We start from the raw sequence: 21,181 nt of genomic DNA, 5'->3' as shown, positions 1-21,181 counted from the left end.
ATCATGCTCTTACTTGTTCTCTACATTATCGCCATCACTGCAGAGGCCATGACCGCAGCGCTGGCCGCGGGCCGTCGTGACATGGATTGGGTGGGGGTCTGTACCATCGCCTGTGTCACCGCTCTGGGCGGTGGCTCGGTGCGGGATGTGCTTTTAGGGCATTACCCGCTGACCTGGGTGCAGCATCCTGAATACCTCTGGATCACGGCAGGGGCGGCCATTCTTACGGCTTTGATCGCTCCGATCATGCGGCGTTTGCACAGCCTGTTCTTGCTGCTCGATGCCATGGGACTGGTGGTCTTTACCGTGATTGGCTGTCAGATCGCGCTGGAAATGAAGCTGCCCATTACGGTGGTGCTGCTAAGCGGCATGATTACCGGTTGTGCCGGTGGCGTCTTGCGCGACATCTTGTGTAATGACATCCCCTTGCTGCTACGCAAGGAGATGTATGCCAGCGTATCCATGCTGACCGGCGCTTTGTATCTGGGTGCCCAGCATCTGGACTGGCACCCGTATGTGACCCTGCTGGGTCCCATGATTATCGGCTTGAGTTTCCGTATGCTGGCTCTGCACCGCAATTGGCAGATGCCCCGCTTCGTCTATCGAGACGAGTGGCGCTAGAGCCAGCCTGTCTTGCCGGGTCAGGCCACGCCTAACCAGCGCAGGACTATAGGAACAAAAGGAACCAGCACGGCGGTCATGATCCCGTTCAGGCTCAGGCCAATGGCGGAAAATGCCCCAATCGTTTCGTGAACCTGCAAGGCACGTGCCGTACCAATGGCATGTGCCGTTACACCCACCGCAAAGCCCCGAGCCTCGGGGCGATCAATGCGCAGCAAGTTCAACAGCGGGCGCGCCATGATCGTGCCCGCAATCCCGGTAATGGCAACCGCCACAGCAGCCAAGGAAGGCTGACCGTCAAATTGTTCTGCCAGGGCCATAGCAATCGGCATGGTGGCCGAGCGTGGGGCAACCGACATGATGGTTTCAATTGATCCGCCCAAAGCCCAGGCAATCAGGACCGTGCTGAAAATAGCGGTAACCGAACCAATGATCAGGGCAATGGTCAGCGGCTTCCAGATCTTGCGCAGCTGACGCAGTTGACTGTAGAGCGGTACAGCCAGGGCGACGGTTGCCGGTCCAATCAGGAAGTGAATGAACTTGGCCCCTTCAAAGTAAACGGGGTAAGGCGTGCGGGTCAGCAAGAGCAGGGCCACAATCACAACGACCGAGACCAGAATCGGCAACAAAAAGGGGCTACTGCCCGACTGGCGGTACATCCAGACCGAGCCTGCGTAGACCGAGCAGGTCAAGGTCAGCCACAGCAGGGGCGAGCTGGATAAAAAGACCCAGATTTGAAAAAGTCCGTCCGTCATTATTCTTCTTCCTGACGATTCTTCAGCAGACGATTGAGCACCAGGGCTGTGACCACCATGGTGATGACGGTGCCGCCCAGGGTGGCGATCAAAAAGGGCTGCCATTCCTCGGCCACCCGATCAAAATACAACATCACGCCCGTGACAGCGGGGATGAACAGCAGCATCAGGTTCTGCAGCATGACACTGGCCGTGCTCTCCAAAGAGCTGGGCACGCCGCCTCGAATCAGCAAGGCGGCAGTCAGAAGCAGCATGCCGGCCAAAGGGCCTGGCAATGGCAAGGACAAGGTCTGCACCAGGATCTCGCCTAATAGCTGAAAGGCGAAAAGGGCAGTAATCGCGTAGATCATGAGAGTTTCCGTAAAGGCACGAAAACGCCAGGCGGCAAGCCTGGCGTGGGTAAAGGGTCTGGCTAAGGGTGTTAGTGTGCCATACAAGATAGCCAGGCTGTAAGCGTGCTGCTTATATCGAATTGCCTATAGCAAGTGGCCTGCATCAATGCTTGGCGGGGCTGTTTTGCGCACCCATCCAGGCCTGAACCTCAATTTCCACATCCACACCGCCCGCCAGTTTGGCTTGTACCAAAGAGCGGGCCGGGAAGTTGCTGCCCAGGCGTTCTTTATAGATTTTGTTGAATTGCTCGTACAAGGCAATATCGGATAAATAGACCGTGGCTTTGACGACATGGCTGAAGTCGGCACCTGCCAGCTTCAGGGTCTCTTCAATCCGGTCCAGCGTGGCATTGGTTTGATCTTCAATGCTGCCGCGTATGATTTCGCCTTTTTCATTCAGCGGGATTTGTCCCGACAGGAATAGAAAGTCCCCGGCCTGCACGGCGCGGGAAAAAGGCATGTCCGAATCGCCCAGATAGCGTTTGATCGCAGTCGGTTCTGCGGTTTTGCCCGTGTTGGCGGCATAGGCGAGGTTGCTGGCGCCAAGACCTAAGGCAGAACAAGCCAGCAAAATGTGACGGGCCGAAGCAAAAAAACGCATCAGGATTCTCCTTGGACTAGGGGAATTCAGTGTGCCATAGCCAGGGCCAGGCAGCGTTAATTTGTGTGACGGCCCGTCGGCCTTAAGGCTGCTTAGGCGCGATCGCCCAGCCAGGCCTGCACTTCGATTTCTACGTCTACGTTTTTGGCCAGCTTGGCTTCAACCAGCGAGCGGGTAGGCAGGGTGTCGCCAAAGCGCTCGGCGTAGACTTTGTTGAAGTCGGCAAACAAGGCCATGTCGGACAACCAGACAGTGGCTTTGACTACATCGGCCAGAGTGGCGTCAGCCAGAGCCAGGCCTTCGATCAGGCGATCAAATACGGCGTGGGTCTGGTCCTGGATGGAACCGCGCACCACTTCACCTTGGGCGTCGTAAGGAATCTGGCCGGACAAGAACAGAAAGCCGCCAGCCATGGTGGCACGCGAGAAGGGCAGTGGCAGTGGGCTGGCAATACGGCGGATACCGGACATGGAATACTCCTGATAGGGATGGTGGAAAATTCGGACTAGGCAGCAATGCGCGTTTATTCGCGTCTCTTGCCTACAATAAGGCGTCACTATACAACTTCAAATGAGGAGCGAGACGACGTGAGCAAGGAAATTTTGCAACGCCTGGACCAACTAAGCCAGGCCGCGCTGGCCAGCGGTGATTTGTTGCCCGTGCAAGCTCAGGAAGAGCTGATGCACGATCAGGGGCTGACATTTTTTGTGCGTTGGGTATCCACTCTGGCGGCCAAGGATGCAGCCAGCGTCTCGATTCCAGGTGGTCCACGTGACCCCAATTTCAATCCCTTTTTGCCACCTGCCCCGGCACTGACAGTGGATGACGCCAGTAGTACGCACAATATCGTGCTGAACAAGTTTGCCGTCTGTGATCTGCATCTTGTGCTGGCCGACAAGGTGTTTTCCGAGCAGCTCAGCCCGTTGCGCGAGATTGATTTCCGAATTCTGGCGGATTTCCTGGCCGTGCAAGGCGGTCTGGGCTTTTATAACGGCGGTGGCCCGGCTGGGGCCAGTCAGCGTCATAAACATACACAATGGATTCCACAGGCGGCTAGCAACGGCTCGCTGGCCCTGTATCTGGACAAGCTTCCCACCCAGGCTGCGGCAGGCAGTGCGCATCAACATCCCGCGCTGGCTTTTGAACACTGTTTTGTGCGTTTGCAGGATGCGCAGGAGCCGGAAGTCTTGGCAGCCAGTCTTTTGAGTTCGTACCGAACTGCCTGCAATGAGTTGGGATTGGAACCGGCAGAAGATGGCTTGCTGCCGCCACATAATATGTTGGCAGGCCAGGGGTGGATGCTGGTGGTGCCCCGCAGCGTGGAGTTAGTTGACGGTATTTCGGTCAATGCACTGTCGTATGCAGGCTGCATTTATGTGCGCACCCCCGAGCAAATAGATCTGGTCCGCCAAATTGGCCCACTGGGTGTGCTGGCTCGTGCGGGCTATGCTCGCCGCGCCTGATCCTTGGGTTTGACCCTGCTGGACACGATGAACCCCGCTACGGCGGGGTTTTTATTTGTGTGCTTGCGTATTGTTTGGATGCTTAATTTACTGATTTGAAACAAAAGACAAATATTTGAATGTAATGAAGTTTGTTTTTCGGATCTTTGCCATTTGAGGCGGCGTTTAATGGGTTTAAAAGGAAATGAACTGAAATAATGTAACTTTTATTGTGGAAATAAATAGAAATACAGCGTGTCAGAAAATAAGAGGCTTAATGTGTAAGCATTTTTAATTATTAGAATTACCATCAGCTTGGAACAACACTAACTTGTCTGTCTCCAGAGGTGGATTGCTTATGTGTATCTCGTCTGAAGCTCATATTTTGGTTATTGCTCCAGAACCTGCTGGTGTGGCCGATTTACTGGTTTTGTTACGGACTAGCTTTGCCCGTATTAGTTTTGCCTTGGATGCGCAGCAAGGTCTGGCACGCTGTCAGTCTTTGCAGCCGGATTTTGTATTGAGTGAGTACAACTTGCCTCGCTTGCGGGGTGATACGTTTATGCGGATGTTGCGTGCGAACCCCCAAACTGCCTCTATCCCGGTTGTGTTCATGTCGGCGGTTTCGTGCCCGGACAGTCAGCTCATGGCCTTGCGCAGTGGAGCTCGCGATTTCATTGCGTACCAAACCAATGTGCAATTAGTTATGGAGCGCATTCGCTTGCATCTGGGTTTGAAGGAAGTCGTGGCAAATAAAGGGCAGCCCAATAAAAATAAGGGATGGGATGGCCTTTCCAGGCTGCCTGCGCGACATCATCTGGTTGATGCCGTGCAGCAGTACGTGCTGGATAATCTGTCAGATTGCTTGACGGCCGAAAGCTTGGCGGAGATGTTTGGAACCACGGCTCGTCGTTTGAACGAGCTCTTTAAAACGAGTTGCGGTGTGACGGTGCATGATTTTGTACGCTCCAGCCGCATGCGTTATGCCATGCAGTTGCTTCGGCAAACAGACATGGCGGTAACCAACGTGGCAGTGGAGTCCGGCTATGTCAATCCAGCCAATTTTGCGACCGCATTTCGTCAGTACAGTGGCTTGTCTCCATCTGTGTACAGACAGCGTAACGGTACTAATATTTAAAACGAAAATGAAATAAATAATTTAATAAAATGTTGTTTTGCAATGATTCAAATGGCTTCTGTGGAAATTCAAAAGTAATTATTAAAAAACGGTAAGAAAATAAAAATATCCGAATAGGGATGAGGGTTCGGTAAGAATTTCCTGAACAACTAATTCAAATTATCGCCAAGACGGGGCGAGGGGATTTGTTGCGCCTGAAAACTCTGTTACGTCAGCGTGAGATATGGGCGGGCAGGAAAGACTTATGGCTAATTTCTTTTGAAAGCGAAGAGACCATGAACAGAATCTATAAGTCGGTTTGGAACGAGCAAACGGCAACATTTGTCGCTGTTGCGGAGAACACCAAGGCGCGCGGCAAGCGCAGCTCCGGTGGCACCAGCGCCAGCCTGGCGGTACTGGAGTGGGTGCAGGGTTTACGCCTGCGGGCCGTGGCCTTGGCACTGCTCAGTGCAGGGGTGTTGACACAAACTGCCACGGCACAAGTTACCGATGGTTGGGAGTTGAGCGTGGATGGCGCTACCCCCTTTCACGTGATTCCTGGTGGCGCTTTTTCGTTGACCTCAGGCAGCAACATCGCTCTGACCCAAACGGACGGGGCCGTTTCGGTGGCTTTGAGTCCTGATCTCAACGTGGATTCCTTGACGGCCTCGGGCCCGGTCAAGGCAGCCAGTGGCGAATTTACCGGTCAACTGACAGCGGGTTCGGCCACCGTGCAAGGTAATTTGCAGGCGAATACCGCCACGATTACCAATCAATTGACGGCAGGAAGTGTGTCCGCCGGGACAGGTACCTTTACTGGCATGTTGACGGCACCCAGTGCTGCTATTGATGGAAACTTGGCAGCGAAATCGGCCACGGTGGTGGGGGCTGTCAACTCGGGAGGCATCAATACTGTCAGTCTGACTGCGACCGGCAATACCAACTTGCGTGCCGTGAATGTGAATAACAACAAGATCTCTGGCTTGGCCGACGCCGCTGTGAACGCCTCCAGCACTGAGGCTGTGTCGGGCAAGGTCTTGTATGGTGTCTTGAACTCAGGTGATGGCATCAAGTACTTCCACACCAAATCGACCAAGGCTGATTCGGTAGCCAGTGGCGTTGACTCTATCGCGATTGGGCCACAGGCGACGGCAGCGGGCGAGGCTGCCCTGGCAGCAGGTCTGGAGTCGGAGGCTGCAGGTAAAGAAGCGATTGCCTTGGGAGCTCGCTCGGGCACCGGCAATACCGTCGAAAATGGCATTGCGATTGGCAGTGACGCCGGTACTGCCAGCAAGGGCAGCGATTTGATTGCCATGGGTAATGGCGCAGGCCAGCGTCTGGAAGGCAAGAATAATGTGGCCATCGGTAATCAGGCCGGCACTGCGGTTGATCCGTTGGAGGTGGATGACACAGTTGCCATCGGCAACAAGGCCATTGCCAAGGCGACCGGGGCAATTGCCTTGGGAACCAGCGCCGACGTGGGGCTGCTGGCAGATCAATCGGTTGCTATTGGCCAGGGAACAACGATTTGGCAGGACGCCAGCTCCGCTGTTGCATTAGGAGCAGGCTCAACGGTCATGTCGGCCTCAGGTACCGCTTTGGGTTCGGGGGCGCGCAGCTCGGGGGGGAGCTCTACTGCGGTGGGCGCCGGGGCCAATGCCTCGGGCAGTCTGTCTTTCGCAGGCGGTGCAGGGGCCCAGGCTCACGGGATCAAATCTGTTGCCATTGGTACAGGCGCTTTGAGCAATACAGAATCTGGTGTATCGATTGGTGAAGGGGCTGGCGTTAACGCTGGCACGCCGGTTATTGGCAACCGATTCGGTCAGGTTGCCGTTGGTGGTGAAGCTGGCCGGGGAGTCTTGGGGGGGTATAACGTCGCGCTGGGCTACAAGTCCGGTGGCGATATTACCGGTGACGATACCGTGGCCATTGGTCGTGAGGCCGGCAGCCGAATCGTCGGGGACCGTACAGTCAGTATCGGTTACGGGGCCAATAATTTGCCTGGTGAGACAGGCTCCGGTACTCCGGTAGCACCGCCCGTCAAGGCCTCCAATGCCGTGGCAGTGGGTGACCGCTCTCGTTCGGGTGCCACAGGCTCGGTGGCCATGGGCTCGATGGCTACTGTGGTTGACTATGACATCGGCGGCATTGCGATTGGTAATAAAGCGCTGGTGTATGCGGGCACGTCCACTCGGGCGGCCGCAGGCGGGATTGCCTTGGGTGATCAGGCGCGTGTCACGCATGCCAATAGCGTGGCGATTGGTGCCAATGCCCATTCGGTAGAAACAACAGGTCTGGGCTATGGGGCGCCAACGGGGGCTTATCTGGCCTCTTCCAGTGTGTCCTTCGGGACTACCGATGCTCAGCGGCGTTTGAGCAACGTGGCAGCAGGTCGACTGGATACGGATGCGGTCAACGTCAGTCAGCTGAAAGTGCTGCATACCAATCTGGAATCCATTGTGGGTGGCAACTTGAAGTGGGATAGCGACGGGGTGATTTCCGGCCCGGCCTTTGTCATCAAAGATGAAAATGGCAATGACCATACCTACACCTCGATTGGCTCCGCGTTTGAGGCCATGCGCACCGGCGTAGCCGGCATGATTGGCGGATTGTCTGCCGTGACTTATTCCAATGCCGACCGCACCTTGATCGACCTGGACAGCAGCACCGGTGCTCCGGTACGGATCACGAATCTGGCGGCGGGTGTGGATGTGGATGACGCGGTCAACAAAGGCCAGCTGGATGATCTGGAGTCCACGCTGATTGCCAACCGCCAACGCTACGTTAGCGTGAACTCGACCCAGAATCCGAACGTCAACAACAACGGCGCGACGGGTAATGATGCGATTGCCATTGGTGCGGTTGCGCGGGCTTCCGGTGTGGGTGGAACGGCGATTGGCTTGAACTCGTCCGCAGGCGGTCTGCAACAGGCCGACTACACCACTTCCTTGGGCTCCAATACCGAGGCGTCGGCCCTGGGTGCGACGGTGGTGGGCAGTGGGTCGTCGGCCGAATCGGAAAGCTCCATGGCCCTGGGGCATGAGGCTCGTGTGGCTGATACGGCCAACTTCTCCACGGCCATCGGGTACAAGGCTGAAGTGATGGGGGACGGCCAGAATCAAACCCGGGGTGCGATCGCTTTCGGTGAGCGTGCTCGTGTCACCCAGGAAGGCGGTATCGCCTTTGGACGCAATGCCTACGATCAAGCGATAGATGGCATCTCGATTGGTAGCAATTCCAGTGTTGCTCGGGGAGCAACGCAGAGCGTGGCCCTGGGCAGTGGCTCCTCGGCATCGGGCAGCCAGTCCGTGGCGCTGGGCCATCAGGCTTTTGTGGCAGGCAGTGGCTCCCTGGCCTTGGGTCAAGGCAGCAAGACCCGTGCCAGCAATGCTGTGGGTGCCGGTTCGGATGTCGAGGCTGATGGTCGCCGTTCCATTGCTGTGGGTGACAAGGCCAAAGCCGGCTGGATCGAAGAAAAAACGGGGCCGAATGGCTTGATCGAATACATCATGCACGGTGAAGGGGCGATGAGCGTGGGCGCAGGCTCCAACGCCAAGGAAGATGGTGGCTTGGCGCTGGGCTTCAAAGCCATTTCCGAAGGCCTGGATGCCTCGGCTCTGGGGGCTAATGCCCAGGCTTTGGCGGCCGGGTCCCAGGTCTGGGGTAAGGATACGCGCGCTTCTGCCGAGAAGTCGTTGGCGATGGGGCAGGGTGCGATTGCCAATGAGACGGCAATTCAGGGGATGGCTCTGGGTGCGGGTGCAACCGTGTCGGCAGCCGGTGCAGTGGCGCTGGGGGCGGGGGCCACAACGAATGCGGCTTACACGTCCTCGACTGCGCGCTATACAGGCACGGTTACGCAGGAAGCCAAGCAAGGTGTGGTATCGATCGGTAATGGCTCAGAACAACGTCGTATCACCAATCTGGCCGGTGGTCAGGATCTGACCGATGCGGTCAACGTTGCTCAGCTGATCAAGCTGGACCAGGATCTGACGGCCTTGGGGACCAACTACAGCGGCAATAACTTCAGTAGCGGTAACAGCAATACGACGATTCACAAGAATCTGGGACAACGCCTGGAGATTCTGGGTGGGGCGACGACCGCGGGTAATTACAGCGGTGCCAATCTGCGTACTCAGGTCCTGAACGGTCAGTTGCAGGTGCAGATTGCCGAGACCCCGTTCTTCAAGGGTGCTGATATGGGCAGCCAGAAGATCACCAATGTGGCCAAGGGAACCACAGGGACCGATGCGGTGAATCTGAGCCAGTTGACGGACGCCGAAGGTGGCTTGACGGCCAAGGGCATGGAGTTTGCTGCACAAAGCGGTACAGCCGTACATCGTGATCTGGGCCAGACACTGACCATCAAGGGCAGCAATGCCAATCTGAGTACCTCCACGGTGGGGGGCGATACGGTGCAAGTGGCTCTGAATGATGATCTGACACTGACCAGCGTCACCACGGGTGATACCGAGATGACGACCGCGGGAGTGAAGGTCAAGGGTGCCACGGGCAAACCTGATGTCATTCTGGGCAATACCGGCCTGACGATCGGGCAAGTCAATCTGACCAATGCCGGTCTGACCGCCTTCAATGTGGTGATTAATGACCAGGGCATCCATGCCGGTAATCAGAAGATCACCGGTGTGGAGAAAGGGGTGGCAGCGACCGATGCGGTGAACGTCAGCCAACTGGAAGGCCGTGATGATGGTTTGACCGCCAAGGGCATGAATTTTGCGGGCAGCACCGGCACGGCAGTACATCGTGATCTGGGAGAGACGCTGAAGATTGTAGGCAGCAATAGCAATCTGAGCACCAGTGGTGACGGTAGCGACACCTTGAACATTGCCTTGAATGACGATCTGGACCTCAAGAGTGTGACCGTGAAAGGCACGGGTGGCGCTCCTGATGTGGTCATGAACAATCTGGGCTTTGCCATCGGGACGAACATTGCCTTGAGCAATGCCGGACTGCGTGCTGGCAATGTGATGGTATCGGCCGCGGACAATGACATTACCGGCTTGAGCAACCGTACCCTGACGGGGGCCAACTTTGGCAAGAGCGGTCGTGCCGCCACTGAAGAGCAACTGGATCTGGTGCGGGGCGAAACCCAGAATCTGGTGGATCGTGCTGTCAAGTACGACCTGAATCCGGATCAGTCCGTGAACCACGGCAAGGTCACCATGGCCGGAGCCGAGTCGACTGATGGTGGTCGTACGGGTGGCACGGGCATCACTAATGTGGCGCGTGGCGATATCTCCGCGAACAGTACCGATGCAGTCAATGGCAGCCAGATTCACGATATGGGTGAAAGCATTGCCAGCGGCATGGGGGGGGGTTCCAAGTTCGAGAACGGCAAGCTGGTTACGGAGCTGAACGTAGGCGATAAAACCTACAACAACGTGAACGATGCTTTGGGTGGCTTGAATACCAAGGTAGAGAACGTGACCGAGCTGGCCAGTGCGGGCTGGAACATCCAGACCAATGGCGATACGGCCAGCAATGTCGCGCCCAAGTCCACGGTGCAGTTCCTTAATGGCGACAACATCGAAATCTCGCGCTCTGGTACGGACGTGACGGTGGCCTTGGCGCAGGACATCAAGGTGAACAGTGTGGTGGCTAAGTCCGTCACTACCAATGAAGTGAAGATTGTTGATGGCCCAACCATGAATCAGCAGGGTATCGACATGCACGACAAGACCATCAGCAATCTGGCCGATGGTCAGGCACCGCAAGATGCCGTCAACGTGCGTCAGTTGAGCCAGGCGACCTCCAATATCACCAATCAGTTCAACCATCTGGACCGTCGTATCGACAAGGTGGAGAACCGGGCGAGTGCTGGTGTGGCAGCCGCCATGGCAATGGCAGGTTTGCCGCAAGCCTATGTCCCCGGCAAGAGCATGTTCTCCGTTTCTGGCGGTGTATGGCGTGGTGAAAGTGGTTACGCCATGGGTTTGTCCACGGTGACAGACAGCGGCAGTTGGGTCCTGAAGGGCAACGTTGCGGGATCCTCCCGTGGTGATTACGGTGGCTCGGTGGGCGTGGGGTATCAATGGTAAAGGGGTGAGGGATAAGGGTCGCGTGCCTGGGTACGCGACCCTTTTTGCCGGGCTATGCCCGGTGTCCTGAACGGGGCCGCAGCGGCGGGTCAAAGCGGAGAGTGAATATGGCGACAACGCATAGTCAAACAGGGCAAGCAGTACTGGGCACGGCTATAGGCATGATGCTGTTTTTACTGGCCGGGTGCCAGACCACAACAGCAGGAGGTGGGGCTGATTTGAGCCCGCCTGCACTGGCAAGTAACTATGAGCGGGAAGGGGCAGATGGAACACGCAGTTTTTTGGCATCGCAGACACAGCGCTCGGTGCAGGTTCCTCAAGTAGATTTCTACGTGGGAATGCGCCAAGCCATCCCTGGTCTGGTGCAAGTGCAGGGACCGCAAGGCCCCCTGTGGTTGTATCCGCAAGTTGTTGTGCAGCGCAGCGATTTGACGCGTGTGGCGTCCTTGCGGACCGAACAGGGACAGCATCTTGTTCGATTCCAATTGAATTCTTTGGGCGCGCGTAAGTTGGCCGAGGCCAGCTCTGGTAATGTGGGAGCCTTGCTGGTTTTGGTTATGGAAGATCAAGTGGCACAAGTCGCCCGAATTGGCGAGCCCTTGAAGCAGGGGGCTATTTATCTATCCATGCCTGACGACGCAGCAGCACAGCGTTTGTTAAGGCAGGTCCAAGGGTAAAAAAAACATAAAGTGCCTGATAGGGCCAGCAAGGGTGAGGACTATGACGGTAGAACAGATTTTTCTGTTGTATGACGACAAGGCTAGTTTGCAGCAGATCGCTTTGGAGTCGGAGCAGTGGGGGGTGAGGATCCAGACGGTAGAGACGATGGAGCAGTGTCTGTCTCAGGCACATGCTTGCGGGGCGGAGACGGTGTTTGCTTTGGTGTGTCAGGCAGACAACGTTTTTTTACACATCAATCGTTTGCGTATGGATTTTCCTGCCGCCGGCGTCATCGTTGTGCGGCGCGACAAAATGGCCGGCCTGGAACGGGGACATTTGTTGCTTGCCGGGGCGGACGCCTGCTTTGATCAGGAGGCTTTGCCGGTGGAGGTGGTCGCTTGCGTGCAGGCCTTGCGCCGGCGTGGTTATGCCCTGCAGCGAAGCTTGCGTGGTTCTCCTGCAGAGCCGCTCAAAGCAGGCAATATCGCTTATAGATCCGAGCCGGAGCCAGATTCCCAGCTTTGGGATTTGATGGAGAATGGCTGGACCATGATCACGCCCAGAGGGCACTCGGTCATGTTGACCCGCGGCGAGCGGCGTATTGTCCAGGTTCTCTTTGCAGTCAGCCCCCAAACCGTAGAGCGCGATCGTCTTTTTCCGCTGGAGGAAGGGCGGGAGGCAACTGCCCGTTCTGTGGACGTTTTGATCAGTCGCTTGAAACGTAAATTAACCGCCATGGGAGAGGAGCTGCCCATTCGTTCGGTACGTGGGGAAGGCTACGCTTTTGTGGGTAAAGTGCCCCTAGCATGTCAGGAGCTGGCACGCGTGAGCCTTAATAATGATGAGGTCTATGAATGACTCGGAAAGGGCTTGAGAGCCCGTTCTCGATGCTGAAACAGCATGATATAGACCCTTAAATTTTAAATATGTATAATTGATCGCTCTGGTTCATTGAATCAGCTTCTCGAACAGGCCGTTCAGGTGCGACAAAATTGCATAAAAAAATGACGGCCCGTTCTTCAACAGGTTGTTGCACAACAACCCGGCTTTAGCCCGAAACACCTTGCCCGGCCCTTGGGTCGCGGAACAACCAGCCGACTGTCTCACACGACATCGGCCTGCAACAGAGCGGCTTGTCTCTGGCCATGTTTATTTGCTGTAAGGCCCGCAGACTCGCCGCAATGTGAGGCACTTTGCGCTGTGTCTTGCTTTTTTCTCGCTTTGGCTTGTGCCAAGGGCGGGGGCGTTTGTGCGCGCGTTCGGTTCAAGTGTTTCGGTTCTGGTCCTGGGATGGGTGTCGCCCAGCGCGTTAATGCGGAATCGGCATGCATGCGAGTGAGCCAGGTGGTGCAAGTGGCTCTCGCGCAGAAGAGAAAAGGAAAGACATGCAAGAGGCGGAGTTTTTTACGCTTTCAACCACGACGGCCATATTGTTATTGGTCGGCTTTTATGGCGCGACGTTCCTGATGTCGCTCATGATTGGTCAAAAGAAAGAAAACGTGGACGGATACATGGTATCCAACAGTGCGGTGGGGTTTGGCCTGTCGGCGGCCAGCATGATTGCCACCTGGGTATGGGCGGCGTCGTTTTATGCCAGCGCGACCTCGGGCTTCAAGTACGGGCTATCCGGCCCTCTGCATTACGGGCTATGGGGAGCCTTGATGATCTTGTTCATCTACCCCTTCGGGCGACGTTTTCGCCAGTTGGCCCCGCAGGCGCACACCCTGGCCGAGGTGCTGCATGCACGGCACGGCTCGTCCAGCCAGATGATTATGGCGATTTCCAACGTGGTAGGCAGTGGTATCAGCCTGATGGTGAACTTCACCGCGGCAGGTGCGTTGGTCTCGATCCTTAGCCCTCTGACATTTATTCAAGGTGTGCTGATTGCGGGTCTGGGCGTCTTGTCCTATACCCTGTGGTCGGGGTTCCGCGCCTCGGTGATGACGGACTTTGCCCAGCTGGTTGCCATGATTTTGTCGGCCGTGGTCATTATCCCGCTGATCTTCTTTAACGCCGGTGGCCCGGAGATGGTGCAGGCCAACTGGTGGCGTCTGGATTCCGAGCAAGCCAACTTCTATTCCACCAAGGCAATTCTGGAGCAGGGGGCGCCGTACTTTGTAGCGGTGCTGGCGTACGCGATTGGTAACCAAACCATTGCCCAGCGCCTGTTCGCCGTACGCGAGGACCTGATCAAACCCACTTTCCTGACGGCCACCATTGGCTATGGTGCTGTGGTGATTGGTCTGGGCATGTTGGGTTTGCTGGCTCTGTTCACCGGCTTGCAGCCTGTGGATGGAAACATGAACAACATCATCCCGCAGATGGCGTCCACCTACTTGCCGCCATTTGGCATTGCCTTGTTCTTCATCCTGGTGGTGGGCTCCTTGTCCTCCACGGCGGACTCGGACCTGGCTGCATTGTCGGCTATCGTGATGACCGACATCTACGCCAAAAACATTGCTCGTGGTCGTCCAAAACCAGCCCGCATGTTGTGGTGGGGCCGTATCACCATGGTGGTTGCCACGATGGTGGGGGTGATCTTCGCCAGCCTGAAGCTGGATATTCTGGTCATGCTGGTGTTTGTGGGTGCCTTGTGGGGCGCGATTGTGTTCCCGGTCATTGTCAGCTTTTACTGGGATCGTGTTACCAACAAAGCCTTTAGCTGGTCGGTTTTGTGTGCCGTCGTGCTGTTTACGATCGTGCGTTTTGAGTTGATTCCTATCGAAGGTGCGGTGGCCGTGTTCTATGAGATTACCGCTTCGATTGGTGGCGGTGTGGTTGCCGGTTTGATGGCTTTTGCCTTCTTCCGCAGCCGTATTGCGATTGCGGTGGGGGTGATTGCCACTGCGATTCTTTTGCCCAACTTCATTGGCTTTTTGCGTGAGTACCTTGTTTTGATGGGTTCCCTGACCGCCTATGGCGTTAGCGCTGTGGTGTGTGTGGCCATCAGCTTGCGTAGTCAGGAACGTTTTGATTTCTCTGTGCTTGCCGAGCGCGTGCAGTCGTTTCACTACGATGACACACCTGCACCGAGCAAGCAGAAAGCTCGGGAGTCGAAACAAGGTCAGCCGGCCTCGGCTCGTGCCTGAGGGTATGAGACAAGACGCTAAAAGGAGAACATTATGCTTATGACGATTTACTTTCTGGTCTGGCCTGTCATGTCGGCCATCATTCTGATCTTGCTGATTGGCAATTTGATCCGTGATTGGCGCAGAGCCCGCAAGACGGGTGAGTCCATGATCTAAATATAAAAGTCCCGCCCTTCAAAGAAAGGCGGGACTTTTTTGTGATGTACGTGAGCATCGTCGAGGTTTTCCTGAACTCAGGTCTGGGCACGGCTCACGGGCAAGCCTATAGCAGGATGCGCTGACCAGCATGAACCAGCAGACGTAGCGAGAAACCCAGCAACAAGACACCTGTCACGCGCTCAAACCAGGTTCCCATACGCAGGAATCGCTGACGTACGCGAGGATTGGTAAAGATCAGGCTGACCACAATAAACCAGCCCGCATTAACCAGGCACATCCAGACGCCGTAGAGCATCTGGGTCGTTAACGGCGTGCTGGCGCTGACCACGGTAGTAAACACGGCCAGAAAGAACAGCGTCGCCTTAGGGTTGGTGGCATTGGTCATGAAGCCCAGCGTCAAGGACTGGCGCACGCTGACAGCAGCGGGTTTGCCATTGTCGGACTCGGCCAGGCTCACTTCCATCGGTGTGCTGGCCTGGCGCAGGAATCCCCAGCCTATATAGAGAAGGTAGGCACCTCCCAATACCTCGGCCACACTCATCAGCCAGGGGGTGGAGTGCAGCAGGGCTCCCACGCCCATCAAGGTATAGATCACATGCACGGAGATTCCGGCGCCAATACCAATGGCAGTGGCAATACCGGCCTGGCGGCCTAGCCGCACACTTTGGCGGATGGTGACAGCAAAATCTGGTCCAGGGGCAATAACGGCCAAAAAATGAATCAAAGCCAGAGTAGCGAACTCTGGCCAATAGGTTTGCAACACATTAACTCCAGAAGGTCAGCGGCATGGCCGGGCCGCGATATCCCACAAAGCAAGACAGGCTCAGGCGCAAATCGCCCTTGCCGGGGGTGACGGCATGCATTTTGCGAGAATTGAAAATAATCAGATCGCCCGGACCGGGGCGTATCTGTACTTCGGGGGTGCCCAACAAATCAGGATGGATGCCATAGCTGTCGCCACGCATTTCATCAAATTCATCCGGGCTCAGTTCGGTTTGCCAGATTTGCAGTTCACCTCCTTGTTCGGGCATTTTCAAATAGACATTGGCGGCCAACTGGCCTTGTAGACTGATGGCCTGGTAATTACCGGGGGCGTCCTTGGCCAAAATGTCGTGATGCGCCAGAAAGCGCACATCGGGTTGCACCACGCGCGACAAGCCCACATACATTTTCTTTCCGTACAAGGTCTCCAGTGTGGCTCCGGCAGGCCAGACTTCATCCAGCGTGCAACGCAGCACGTCAATCGGGGACAGGTAGGGGGCGCAGCGGCGGCGCAGTTCGTCGATATTGTCAAAAACCCCCTCGAAATAGGAGGCCATGCGTTCGGGCTGGTTTTCGGCTTCGTAAAAAGCCATGCCAATGCGGCCGATGCTCGGAGCGTTCACATAGCGATCAAAGCCTTTGTCTATGATTTGCTCGCCCAGCTTTTGTGAGGTGGGCGCATCAATGAAGCCGGAGAGGCGGATAGCCAGGAGTTCGCCATTTAGCAGGGACTGCATATGCTCAGTCCGCAATCGTTCGGTCTCTAAATACATATCTCACTTCCCTTGGGGGTTCTAAAAGAATTGTTTTTCTTTTCCGATAATAGCCAGAGCTAATAAACTGCCATGATTTTTATTATTTATTAATTCATCATTTCATAATGAATGCTCAATTCATCTTTTTTGTTTTTTATACGGATTATTTTCAGTCCATTTAATTCGGATGTGTTTTCAACATGTGTGCCGCCGCAGGGGTAGCACCCCAGGCTACCAATCGCAACCTCGCGGCGCCCTTCCTGAAAACTGATGGAAATTGGCTGAGCCAATTGAATCTGTTCAGCACAACGATTGGACAAATCATCCAGGAAGGGGGGCAGAGCATCCTTGGGGTTGCGAAAGACCACCCGTGACTCGCCCCGCCAGTGATGCGCCTTTACGGCCTGCCAGCCTATGCGTTCAACCAGATGGCCGATAAGGTGGCCGGCCGTATGCAGGCGGGCGTGCTCCAGTCGGTGAGCGCGATCAATATGTAGTTCTACGGGCCCCAGCGGCAGGCGCACATGCAGGTAGTGCAGCACGTGACCGTCGCGGTTTTGAGCCACATGCAGGACCTCGTGCCCATTTATCGTGCCTTTGTCGCAAGGCTGACCCCCGCCTTGGGGATGAAATAAGGTTTTATCCAGCCTGACAGCATAACGCTCATTTTCGGAGTGATAACACTCCAGGATTTCCGCTATGCAGGTAAGGCTATTGCTAGTCAAATATAATTTATCTTGCATTTTATTACCTGTAGGTTGGTTTTAAGGCATTGTAGGCATAGTGAGCAGTCCTGATAATTGCAATTCATTGAAATAATTTATTCCCTATGAGCACAAGTAATCTCACTTCCCTGATGAGCGATATGGTGGTTTTTGTCAAAGTGGTGGAGACAGGCAGCTTTTCCGAAGCCTCTCGCCAACTGGGCTATACCCCGTCGGCAGTCAGCCGTTCCATTGCGCGTCTGGAGAAAGGTTTGGGAACGCGGGTATTGCAGCGCACGACGCGTAAATTACGGCTAAGCGACAGTGGCCAGGCGATTTACGAGCATGCCCGTGACATGCTGTCCTGCGCCCAGGCCGCGATGGAGATCTCGGGGCAGTTCCAGACCGAGCCGGAGGGGCAGATACGCTTGAGTGTTCCCAAAGCCGTGGGGCATTTTCTGATTCATCCGCATATGCCGGATTTCCTGGCGGCGCATCCCAAAGTGAATGTGCTGATGAATCTGGATGATCGCTATGCAGACCTGATCGACGATCAGCTGGATCTGGCGATACGCATCACGGATCAGCCGCCGCCCGGTTTGATGGGGCGTCATCTGACGGATATTCGGCATGGCTTGTACGCCAGTCCGGAGTATCTGGCCGAACACAGCCTGCCCGTTCATCCTCAGCAGTTGCGCGAACATAGCTGCATCTACCTGGGCGAGGCACCCAGCGATTCACGTTGGCGTTTCAATAAAGGCGGGCGGGTACTGAATGTGTCGGTTAGCGGGCGCTATGCGGCTAACCATACGGGTGTGCGTCTGGATGCGGTAGAGCGCGGCTTGGGGATAGGCAGTTTGCCCTGCTTTGTGGCCAGGGAGCCGGAGCTGGAAGGGCGTATTGTGCGCGTGCTGGCCGATTGGGAGTTCCGTACGCAGTATTGTGGTGCCTTGTGGGCCTTGTATCCGCCCACCCGCCATTTGCCTCCCAAACTGCGTTTGTTTGTGGAGTTTCTGGCGGGGCGCCTGGGAGGTGGCCGGACGGAGGCGCTCAGGGTGCCGTTTTAACGCGAGTCGTCGGAATGAATGTGCAAGGCTTCCAGGAAGCGCGACACCATATTGTAGGTAGCGATGGTGGCGGTCAGCTCAACCGTCAGTTTTTCATCAAAATACTGGCGTACGTCCTGAAAAACAGCGGACTCCACTTGCACATTCAGAGTCATGGCATCGGTGTAAGCCAGCACAGCGCGCTGAATGGGCGTGAAGGCCTCGGAGTCTTGCCAGTCGGGCAGAGCATCCAGTTGGGCTTGACTTAGCCCCTCTGCCAGCGCGATAGGGGCATGTTGATCGGCCTCGTAAGGGGCGCGGTTCAATAGGGCTACGCGCATGATGACCAGTTCGCGCAGATCGCCTGGCAGGCTGCTGTTGTGGCGTATGCCGGTCAGGTGATTCAGCCAGCCTTTGGCAATGGGTGGGCTGTGCAGCAGCATCTGGTACAGGTGCAAGACGCTGCCGCGCTCTGCAATGATCTGTTCTACCAATGGGGCGGCGTCGGGGGCTTTCAGGTCAGCATAGGGTAGGCGGGCCATGGTTCTCCTTTATGTATAACTAGCGGTGCCTCTTGCGGCTGGCTTGCCGCAGCGCAGTCAGCAGAGCGTTCTGACTGTTTGTTCGACGCTCTGCTCGACGGGTTTATCGGGGCAGGATGTGTGCGATGGTTTGGGTCAGACGTGTCACGATTTCGTGAATGTCGGCCTCGGTGCAGATAAAGGGCGGTGCCAGCAAGATATGGTCGCCATGAACTCCATCTATCGTGCCACCCATAGGGTAGAGCATCAAACCTTGGGAAAACGCATGCTGCTTGATCTTGGCGTGGGTTTTCAAGCCAGGGTCCAGCGCTTGCTTGCTGGCCTTGTCTTGCACCAGTTCGACTCCGACAAACAGGCCACGACCACGTATATCACCCACATTGGGGTGGCTGTCCAACGCCTGATGCAGCTCCCGGCGCAATTGCTCGCCGCGCTGACGGACGTTTTCCAGCAACTGGTCTTGCTCAATCACTTGTTGCACGGCTAAAGCACCAGCGCAGGCTGTGGCGTGACCCATATAAGTATGGCCGTGCTGAAAAAAGCCCGAGCCATTCAGGATGGCTTGGTAAATCCGGTCACTGGCCAGCATCGCACCAATAGGCTGATAGCCCGCGCCCAGACCCTTGGCAATGGCCATGATGTCCGGCACGACTTCGTCCTCTTCGCAGGCGAACAGATAGCCGGTCCGCCCCATGCCCGACATGACCTCATCCAGAATCAGCAGCACGCCGTGCTTGTCGCAGACCTGACGGATCTTTTTCCAGTAATCGCCTACTGGCGCCAAGGCACCAGCGGTCGCGCCCACTACAGTCTCGCCGACAAAGGCCGCGACGTTCTGGGGACCCAGGCTTTGAATCATGTCGTCCAGTTCCTGAGCCAGACGGTCGGCATATTGCTCGGCACTTTCATCACTGCCTTGGTCGCGGTAGGGGTAGCAGGGCGAGACATGCTGGGCCGGAGCCAGTAGAGGCAGGAACGGCTTGCGACGCCATTCATTGCCGCCAATGGCCAAAGCCCCCAGCGTATTGCCGTGATAGCTCTGACGGCGTGCGATGAAAATATGACGCTCGGGCTGACCAATCTCCACGAAATATTGCCGTGCCAGCTTCAGGCTGGCTTCTACGGCCTCCGAGCCTCCGGACAGAAAGTACACATGGTCCAGATCACCGGGGGATCGGCTGGTCAAAAAATCTGCCAGGTCCTCGGCAGCCTGGCTGCTGAAAAAGGAAGTGTGGGCGTAGGCAATCTGGTCCAGCTGTTGCTTGATAGCAGCGATCACAACAGGGTGGCTATGGCCCAGGCAGGATACGGCCGCGCCACCGCTGGCGTCTATATAAGCGTTGCCATTGCTGTCCACGATGCGGATACCATCGCCTTTGACGGCGCAGGGCAAGGTTTGTTTGGGGTTGCGATGAAAGACATGTGTCATGGCGCAGATCCAGAAAGTAGGCCCGGAAGGATTTTCAACGTATGTTGAATATATAATAATACTTTCAACAAATAAATCATCATTGATTTGTCGGGACAGGTGGATAAAGGCCTCACTGTTGCGCCCAGACTGCATTTGCGCCCGATATATACTTGATGTCCCCTTTTTAAGCGTGTTGGCCCATGAACTCCTTGAGCAATCTGACCGAGCGTATTCAGGCAGCGTTTGCCACCATGTCGCCGCAGTTCCAGCAAAGCGCGCGCTATGTGCTTGATCACGCCGATCAGGTGCCTTTGATGTCCATGCGTCAGTTGGCCGCGCAGGCACAGGTGCAGCCTGCCACCTTGCTGCGCTTTGCCCAGTCTTTGGGCTTTGGCGGTTGGGCAGAGTTCAAGGCTGTGTTCACCCAGGCGCTGCATGGACAGGGTGCACGGCGTTATGCCGATCAGGCCCGGGCGGTGGTACGCAATCGAAATAAAGAAGATCGCCTGGCGCAGACGCTGACAGCACAAATGGATACTCTGGCGCTGCTGCGCGAGGTGAATGAAGCACGCTTGCCACAGGCTGTGGAATTGCTGAACAAGGCCAAGCGGGTTTTTGTGGCCGGGTTCAGAGCCTCTTTTGCACCCGCTTTTTCCTTTCATTATCAGTACCGTCTGTTCCGACCTTCGATTGGCTTGTTGCGTGGCGAGTCCGGCACTCTGGATATGGATCTGCGGGCGCTGCAAAAAGGGGATGTGCTGGTCTTGTTCGGTTTTGCACCGTATTCCCAGGAAGCCGTGCTGGCCCATGCAGCGGCCCGACAGGCAGATGCACAAATTCTGGCGATTTGCGACAGCTTGCTTGCCCCTATTGCGCAGCAGGCAGATGCCACATTATTGTTTGGAACCGACAGTCCGTCTTTTTTTCCTTCTCTGGTTGCTGCACAGGCACTGGTGGAGGTCTTGCTGGAACAGGTTCTGGCCAAGGCGGGCAGTCGTGCTGTCAGCGGTATTGAGTTGGTTGAAAATCAATTGCACCAGTCCGGTGCTTACTGGAAATAGACGCA

General features: G+C 56.0%; 19 protein-coding genes. 10 read left to right on the top strand and 9 right to left on the bottom strand.

The window, feature by feature from the left end:
• Positions 1-3 precede the first annotated feature (3 nt).
• Positions 4-621 (top strand): trimeric intracellular cation channel family protein, encoded by a 618-nt coding sequence (locus tag OSH04_RS08155; protein WP_009462658.1) that lies wholly within the window; start codon positions 4-6, stop codon positions 619-621.
• A 20-nt stretch (positions 622-641) separates the two neighbouring features.
• Here the strand turns inward: OSH04_RS08155 and OSH04_RS08150 are convergent, their stop codons facing one another.
• The 4 genes from OSH04_RS08150 to OSH04_RS08135 all read right to left on the bottom strand — a co-directional run bounded on the left by OSH04_RS08150 (position 642) and on the right by OSH04_RS08135 (position 2,839).
• Positions 642-1,376: an LrgB family protein gene (locus OSH04_RS08150; protein WP_021447054.1), complete on the bottom strand. Its 735-nt coding sequence runs from the start codon at positions 1,374-1,376 to the stop codon at positions 642-644.
• Positions 1,376-1,726 carry a CidA/LrgA family protein gene (locus OSH04_RS08145; protein WP_009462654.1) on the bottom strand — a complete coding sequence of 117 codons (351 nt, stop codon included), beginning with the start codon at positions 1,724-1,726 and terminating at the stop codon, positions 1,376-1,378. Before OSH04_RS08145 ends, OSH04_RS08150 begins: the two co-directional genes overlap by 1 nt.
• 145 nt (positions 1,727-1,871) lie before the next feature.
• Positions 1,872-2,369, bottom strand: a complete 498-nt coding sequence (locus tag OSH04_RS08140; RefSeq protein ID WP_115635281.1) for a RidA family protein — start codon at positions 2,367-2,369, stop codon at positions 1,872-1,874.
• A gap of 92 nt (positions 2,370-2,461) precedes the next feature.
• Positions 2,462-2,839, bottom strand: coding sequence for a RidA family protein (locus tag OSH04_RS08135; protein WP_009462650.1), 378 nt, complete (start codon positions 2,837-2,839; stop codon positions 2,462-2,464).
• A gap of 117 nt (positions 2,840-2,956) precedes the next feature.
• On the opposite strand from OSH04_RS08135, the gene OSH04_RS08130 reads away from it, so the two are divergent.
• From OSH04_RS08130 to OSH04_RS08100, 7 genes are all read left to right on the top strand, one after another.
• Complete coding sequence (locus OSH04_RS08130) at positions 2,957-3,832, top strand: ATP adenylyltransferase family protein (protein ID WP_035269238.1); 876 nt, start codon at positions 2,957-2,959, stop codon at positions 3,830-3,832.
• A gap of 337 nt (positions 3,833-4,169) precedes the next feature.
• A complete protein-coding gene (locus OSH04_RS08125; protein ID WP_266108238.1) occupies positions 4,170-4,949 on the top strand; it encodes a response regulator transcription factor in 780 nt (259 codons plus the stop codon).
• Between the two features lie 275 nt (positions 4,950-5,224).
• Positions 5,225-10,987 (top strand): ESPR-type extended signal peptide-containing protein, encoded by a 5,763-nt coding sequence (locus tag OSH04_RS08120; protein WP_266108237.1) that lies wholly within the window; start codon positions 5,225-5,227, stop codon positions 10,985-10,987.
• A gap of 107 nt (positions 10,988-11,094) precedes the next feature.
• Entirely contained in the window at positions 11,095-11,664 is a 570-nt protein-coding gene (locus tag OSH04_RS08115) for a SecDF P1 head subdomain-containing protein (protein WP_266108235.1), read from the top strand.
• A gap of 43 nt (positions 11,665-11,707) precedes the next feature.
• Entirely contained in the window at positions 11,708-12,505 is a 798-nt protein-coding gene (locus OSH04_RS08110) for a winged helix-turn-helix domain-containing protein (RefSeq protein ID WP_254002611.1), read from the top strand.
• A 527-nt stretch (positions 12,506-13,032) separates the two neighbouring features.
• Positions 13,033-14,736, top strand: coding sequence for a sodium:solute symporter family protein (locus OSH04_RS08105; RefSeq protein WP_247966066.1), 1,704 nt, complete (start codon positions 13,033-13,035; stop codon positions 14,734-14,736).
• 33 nt (positions 14,737-14,769) lie between these two features.
• Positions 14,770-14,892, top strand: a complete 123-nt coding sequence (locus tag OSH04_RS08100; RefSeq protein ID WP_235332440.1) for a putative transporter small subunit — start codon at positions 14,770-14,772, stop codon at positions 14,890-14,892.
• A 106-nt stretch (positions 14,893-14,998) separates the two neighbouring features.
• Here the strand turns inward: OSH04_RS08100 and OSH04_RS08095 are convergent, their stop codons facing one another.
• The 3 genes from OSH04_RS08095 to OSH04_RS08085 form a co-directional block, all read right to left on the bottom strand.
• Positions 14,999-15,658: a LysE family translocator gene (locus OSH04_RS08095; RefSeq protein WP_314879790.1), complete on the bottom strand. Its 660-nt coding sequence runs from the start codon at positions 15,656-15,658 to the stop codon at positions 14,999-15,001.
• Between the two features lies 1 nt (position 15,659).
• Positions 15,660-16,394 carry a 2OG-Fe(II)-dependent halogenase WelO5 family protein gene (locus OSH04_RS08090; RefSeq protein WP_009462634.1) on the bottom strand — a complete coding sequence of 245 codons (735 nt, stop codon included), beginning with the start codon at positions 16,392-16,394 and terminating at the stop codon, positions 15,660-15,662.
• Positions 16,395-16,519: 125 nt separating this feature from the next.
• On the bottom strand, positions 16,520-17,155 hold the full coding sequence (locus OSH04_RS08085; RefSeq protein WP_060186165.1) for an alanyl-tRNA editing protein: 636 nt from the start codon (positions 17,153-17,155) through the stop codon (positions 16,520-16,522).
• A gap of 86 nt (positions 17,156-17,241) precedes the next feature.
• On the opposite strand from OSH04_RS08085, the gene OSH04_RS08080 reads away from it, so the two are divergent.
• Positions 17,242-18,183 carry a LysR family transcriptional regulator gene (locus OSH04_RS08080; RefSeq protein ID WP_052159245.1) on the top strand — a complete coding sequence of 314 codons (942 nt, stop codon included), beginning with the start codon at positions 17,242-17,244 and terminating at the stop codon, positions 18,181-18,183.
• On the opposite strand, the gene OSH04_RS08075 is transcribed toward OSH04_RS08080, so the two are convergent.
• A complete protein-coding gene (locus OSH04_RS08075; RefSeq protein ID WP_247966064.1) occupies positions 18,180-18,704 on the bottom strand; it encodes a carboxymuconolactone decarboxylase family protein in 525 nt (174 codons plus the stop codon). The genes OSH04_RS08080 and OSH04_RS08075 overlap by 4 nt on opposite strands.
• Positions 18,705-18,807: 103 nt before the next feature.
• Positions 18,808-20,133 (bottom strand): aspartate aminotransferase family protein, encoded by a 1,326-nt coding sequence (locus OSH04_RS08070; RefSeq protein ID WP_266108233.1) that lies wholly within the window; start codon positions 20,131-20,133, stop codon positions 18,808-18,810.
• A gap of 182 nt (positions 20,134-20,315) precedes the next feature.
• Here OSH04_RS08070 and OSH04_RS08065 point away from each other — a divergent pair, with 182 nt between their 5' ends.
• Positions 20,316-21,176 (top strand): MurR/RpiR family transcriptional regulator, encoded by an 861-nt coding sequence (locus OSH04_RS08065; RefSeq protein WP_254002614.1) that lies wholly within the window; start codon positions 20,316-20,318, stop codon positions 21,174-21,176.
• Positions 21,177-21,181 lie beyond the last annotated feature (5 nt).

This window comes from Alcaligenes nematophilus (genome assembly GCF_026344155.1).
GTDB lineage: Bacteria > Pseudomonadota > Gammaproteobacteria > Burkholderiales > Burkholderiaceae_B > Alcaligenes > Alcaligenes phenolicus.
The sequence above is the reverse complement of the archived record's forward strand: the minus strand, read 5'-3'. Positions and strand labels throughout refer to the sequence as shown.

Coding starts and splice junctions, on each gene's coding strand:
- OSH04_RS08155 (WP_009462658.1), top strand. CDS start 4: ATGCTCTTACTTGTTCTCTACATTATCGCCATCACTGCAGAGGCCATG.
- OSH04_RS08150 (WP_021447054.1), bottom strand. CDS start 1,376: ATGACGGACGGACTTTTTCAAATCTGGGTCTTTTTATCCAGCTCGCCC.
- OSH04_RS08145 (WP_009462654.1), bottom strand. CDS start 1,726: ATGATCTACGCGATTACTGCCCTTTTCGCCTTTCAGCTATTAGGCGAG.
- OSH04_RS08140 (WP_115635281.1), bottom strand. CDS start 2,369: ATGCGTTTTTTTGCTTCGGCCCGTCACATTTTGCTGGCTTGTTCTGCC.
- OSH04_RS08135 (WP_009462650.1), bottom strand. CDS start 2,839: ATGTCCGGTATCCGCCGTATTGCCAGCCCACTGCCACTGCCCTTCTCG.
- OSH04_RS08125 (WP_266108238.1), top strand. CDS start 4,170: ATGTGTATCTCGTCTGAAGCTCATATTTTGGTTATTGCTCCAGAACCT.
- OSH04_RS08120 (WP_266108237.1), top strand. CDS start 5,225: ATGAACAGAATCTATAAGTCGGTTTGGAACGAGCAAACGGCAACATTT.
- OSH04_RS08115 (WP_266108235.1), top strand. CDS start 11,095: ATGGCGACAACGCATAGTCAAACAGGGCAAGCAGTACTGGGCACGGCT.
- OSH04_RS08110 (WP_254002611.1), top strand. CDS start 11,708: ATGACGGTAGAACAGATTTTTCTGTTGTATGACGACAAGGCTAGTTTG.
- OSH04_RS08105 (WP_247966066.1), top strand. CDS start 13,033: ATGCAAGAGGCGGAGTTTTTTACGCTTTCAACCACGACGGCCATATTG.
- OSH04_RS08100 (WP_235332440.1), top strand. CDS start 14,770: ATGCTTATGACGATTTACTTTCTGGTCTGGCCTGTCATGTCGGCCATC.
- OSH04_RS08090 (WP_009462634.1), bottom strand. CDS start 16,394: ATGCAGTCCCTGCTAAATGGCGAACTCCTGGCTATCCGCCTCTCCGGC.
- OSH04_RS08085 (WP_060186165.1), bottom strand. CDS start 17,155: ATGCAAGATAAATTATATTTGACTAGCAATAGCCTTACCTGCATAGCG.
- OSH04_RS08080 (WP_052159245.1), top strand. CDS start 17,242: ATGAGCACAAGTAATCTCACTTCCCTGATGAGCGATATGGTGGTTTTT.
- OSH04_RS08075 (WP_247966064.1), bottom strand. CDS start 18,704: ATGGCCCGCCTACCCTATGCTGACCTGAAAGCCCCCGACGCCGCCCCA.
- OSH04_RS08070 (WP_266108233.1), bottom strand. CDS start 20,133: ATGACACATGTCTTTCATCGCAACCCCAAACAAACCTTGCCCTGCGCC.
- OSH04_RS08065 (WP_254002614.1), top strand. CDS start 20,316: ATGAACTCCTTGAGCAATCTGACCGAGCGTATTCAGGCAGCGTTTGCC.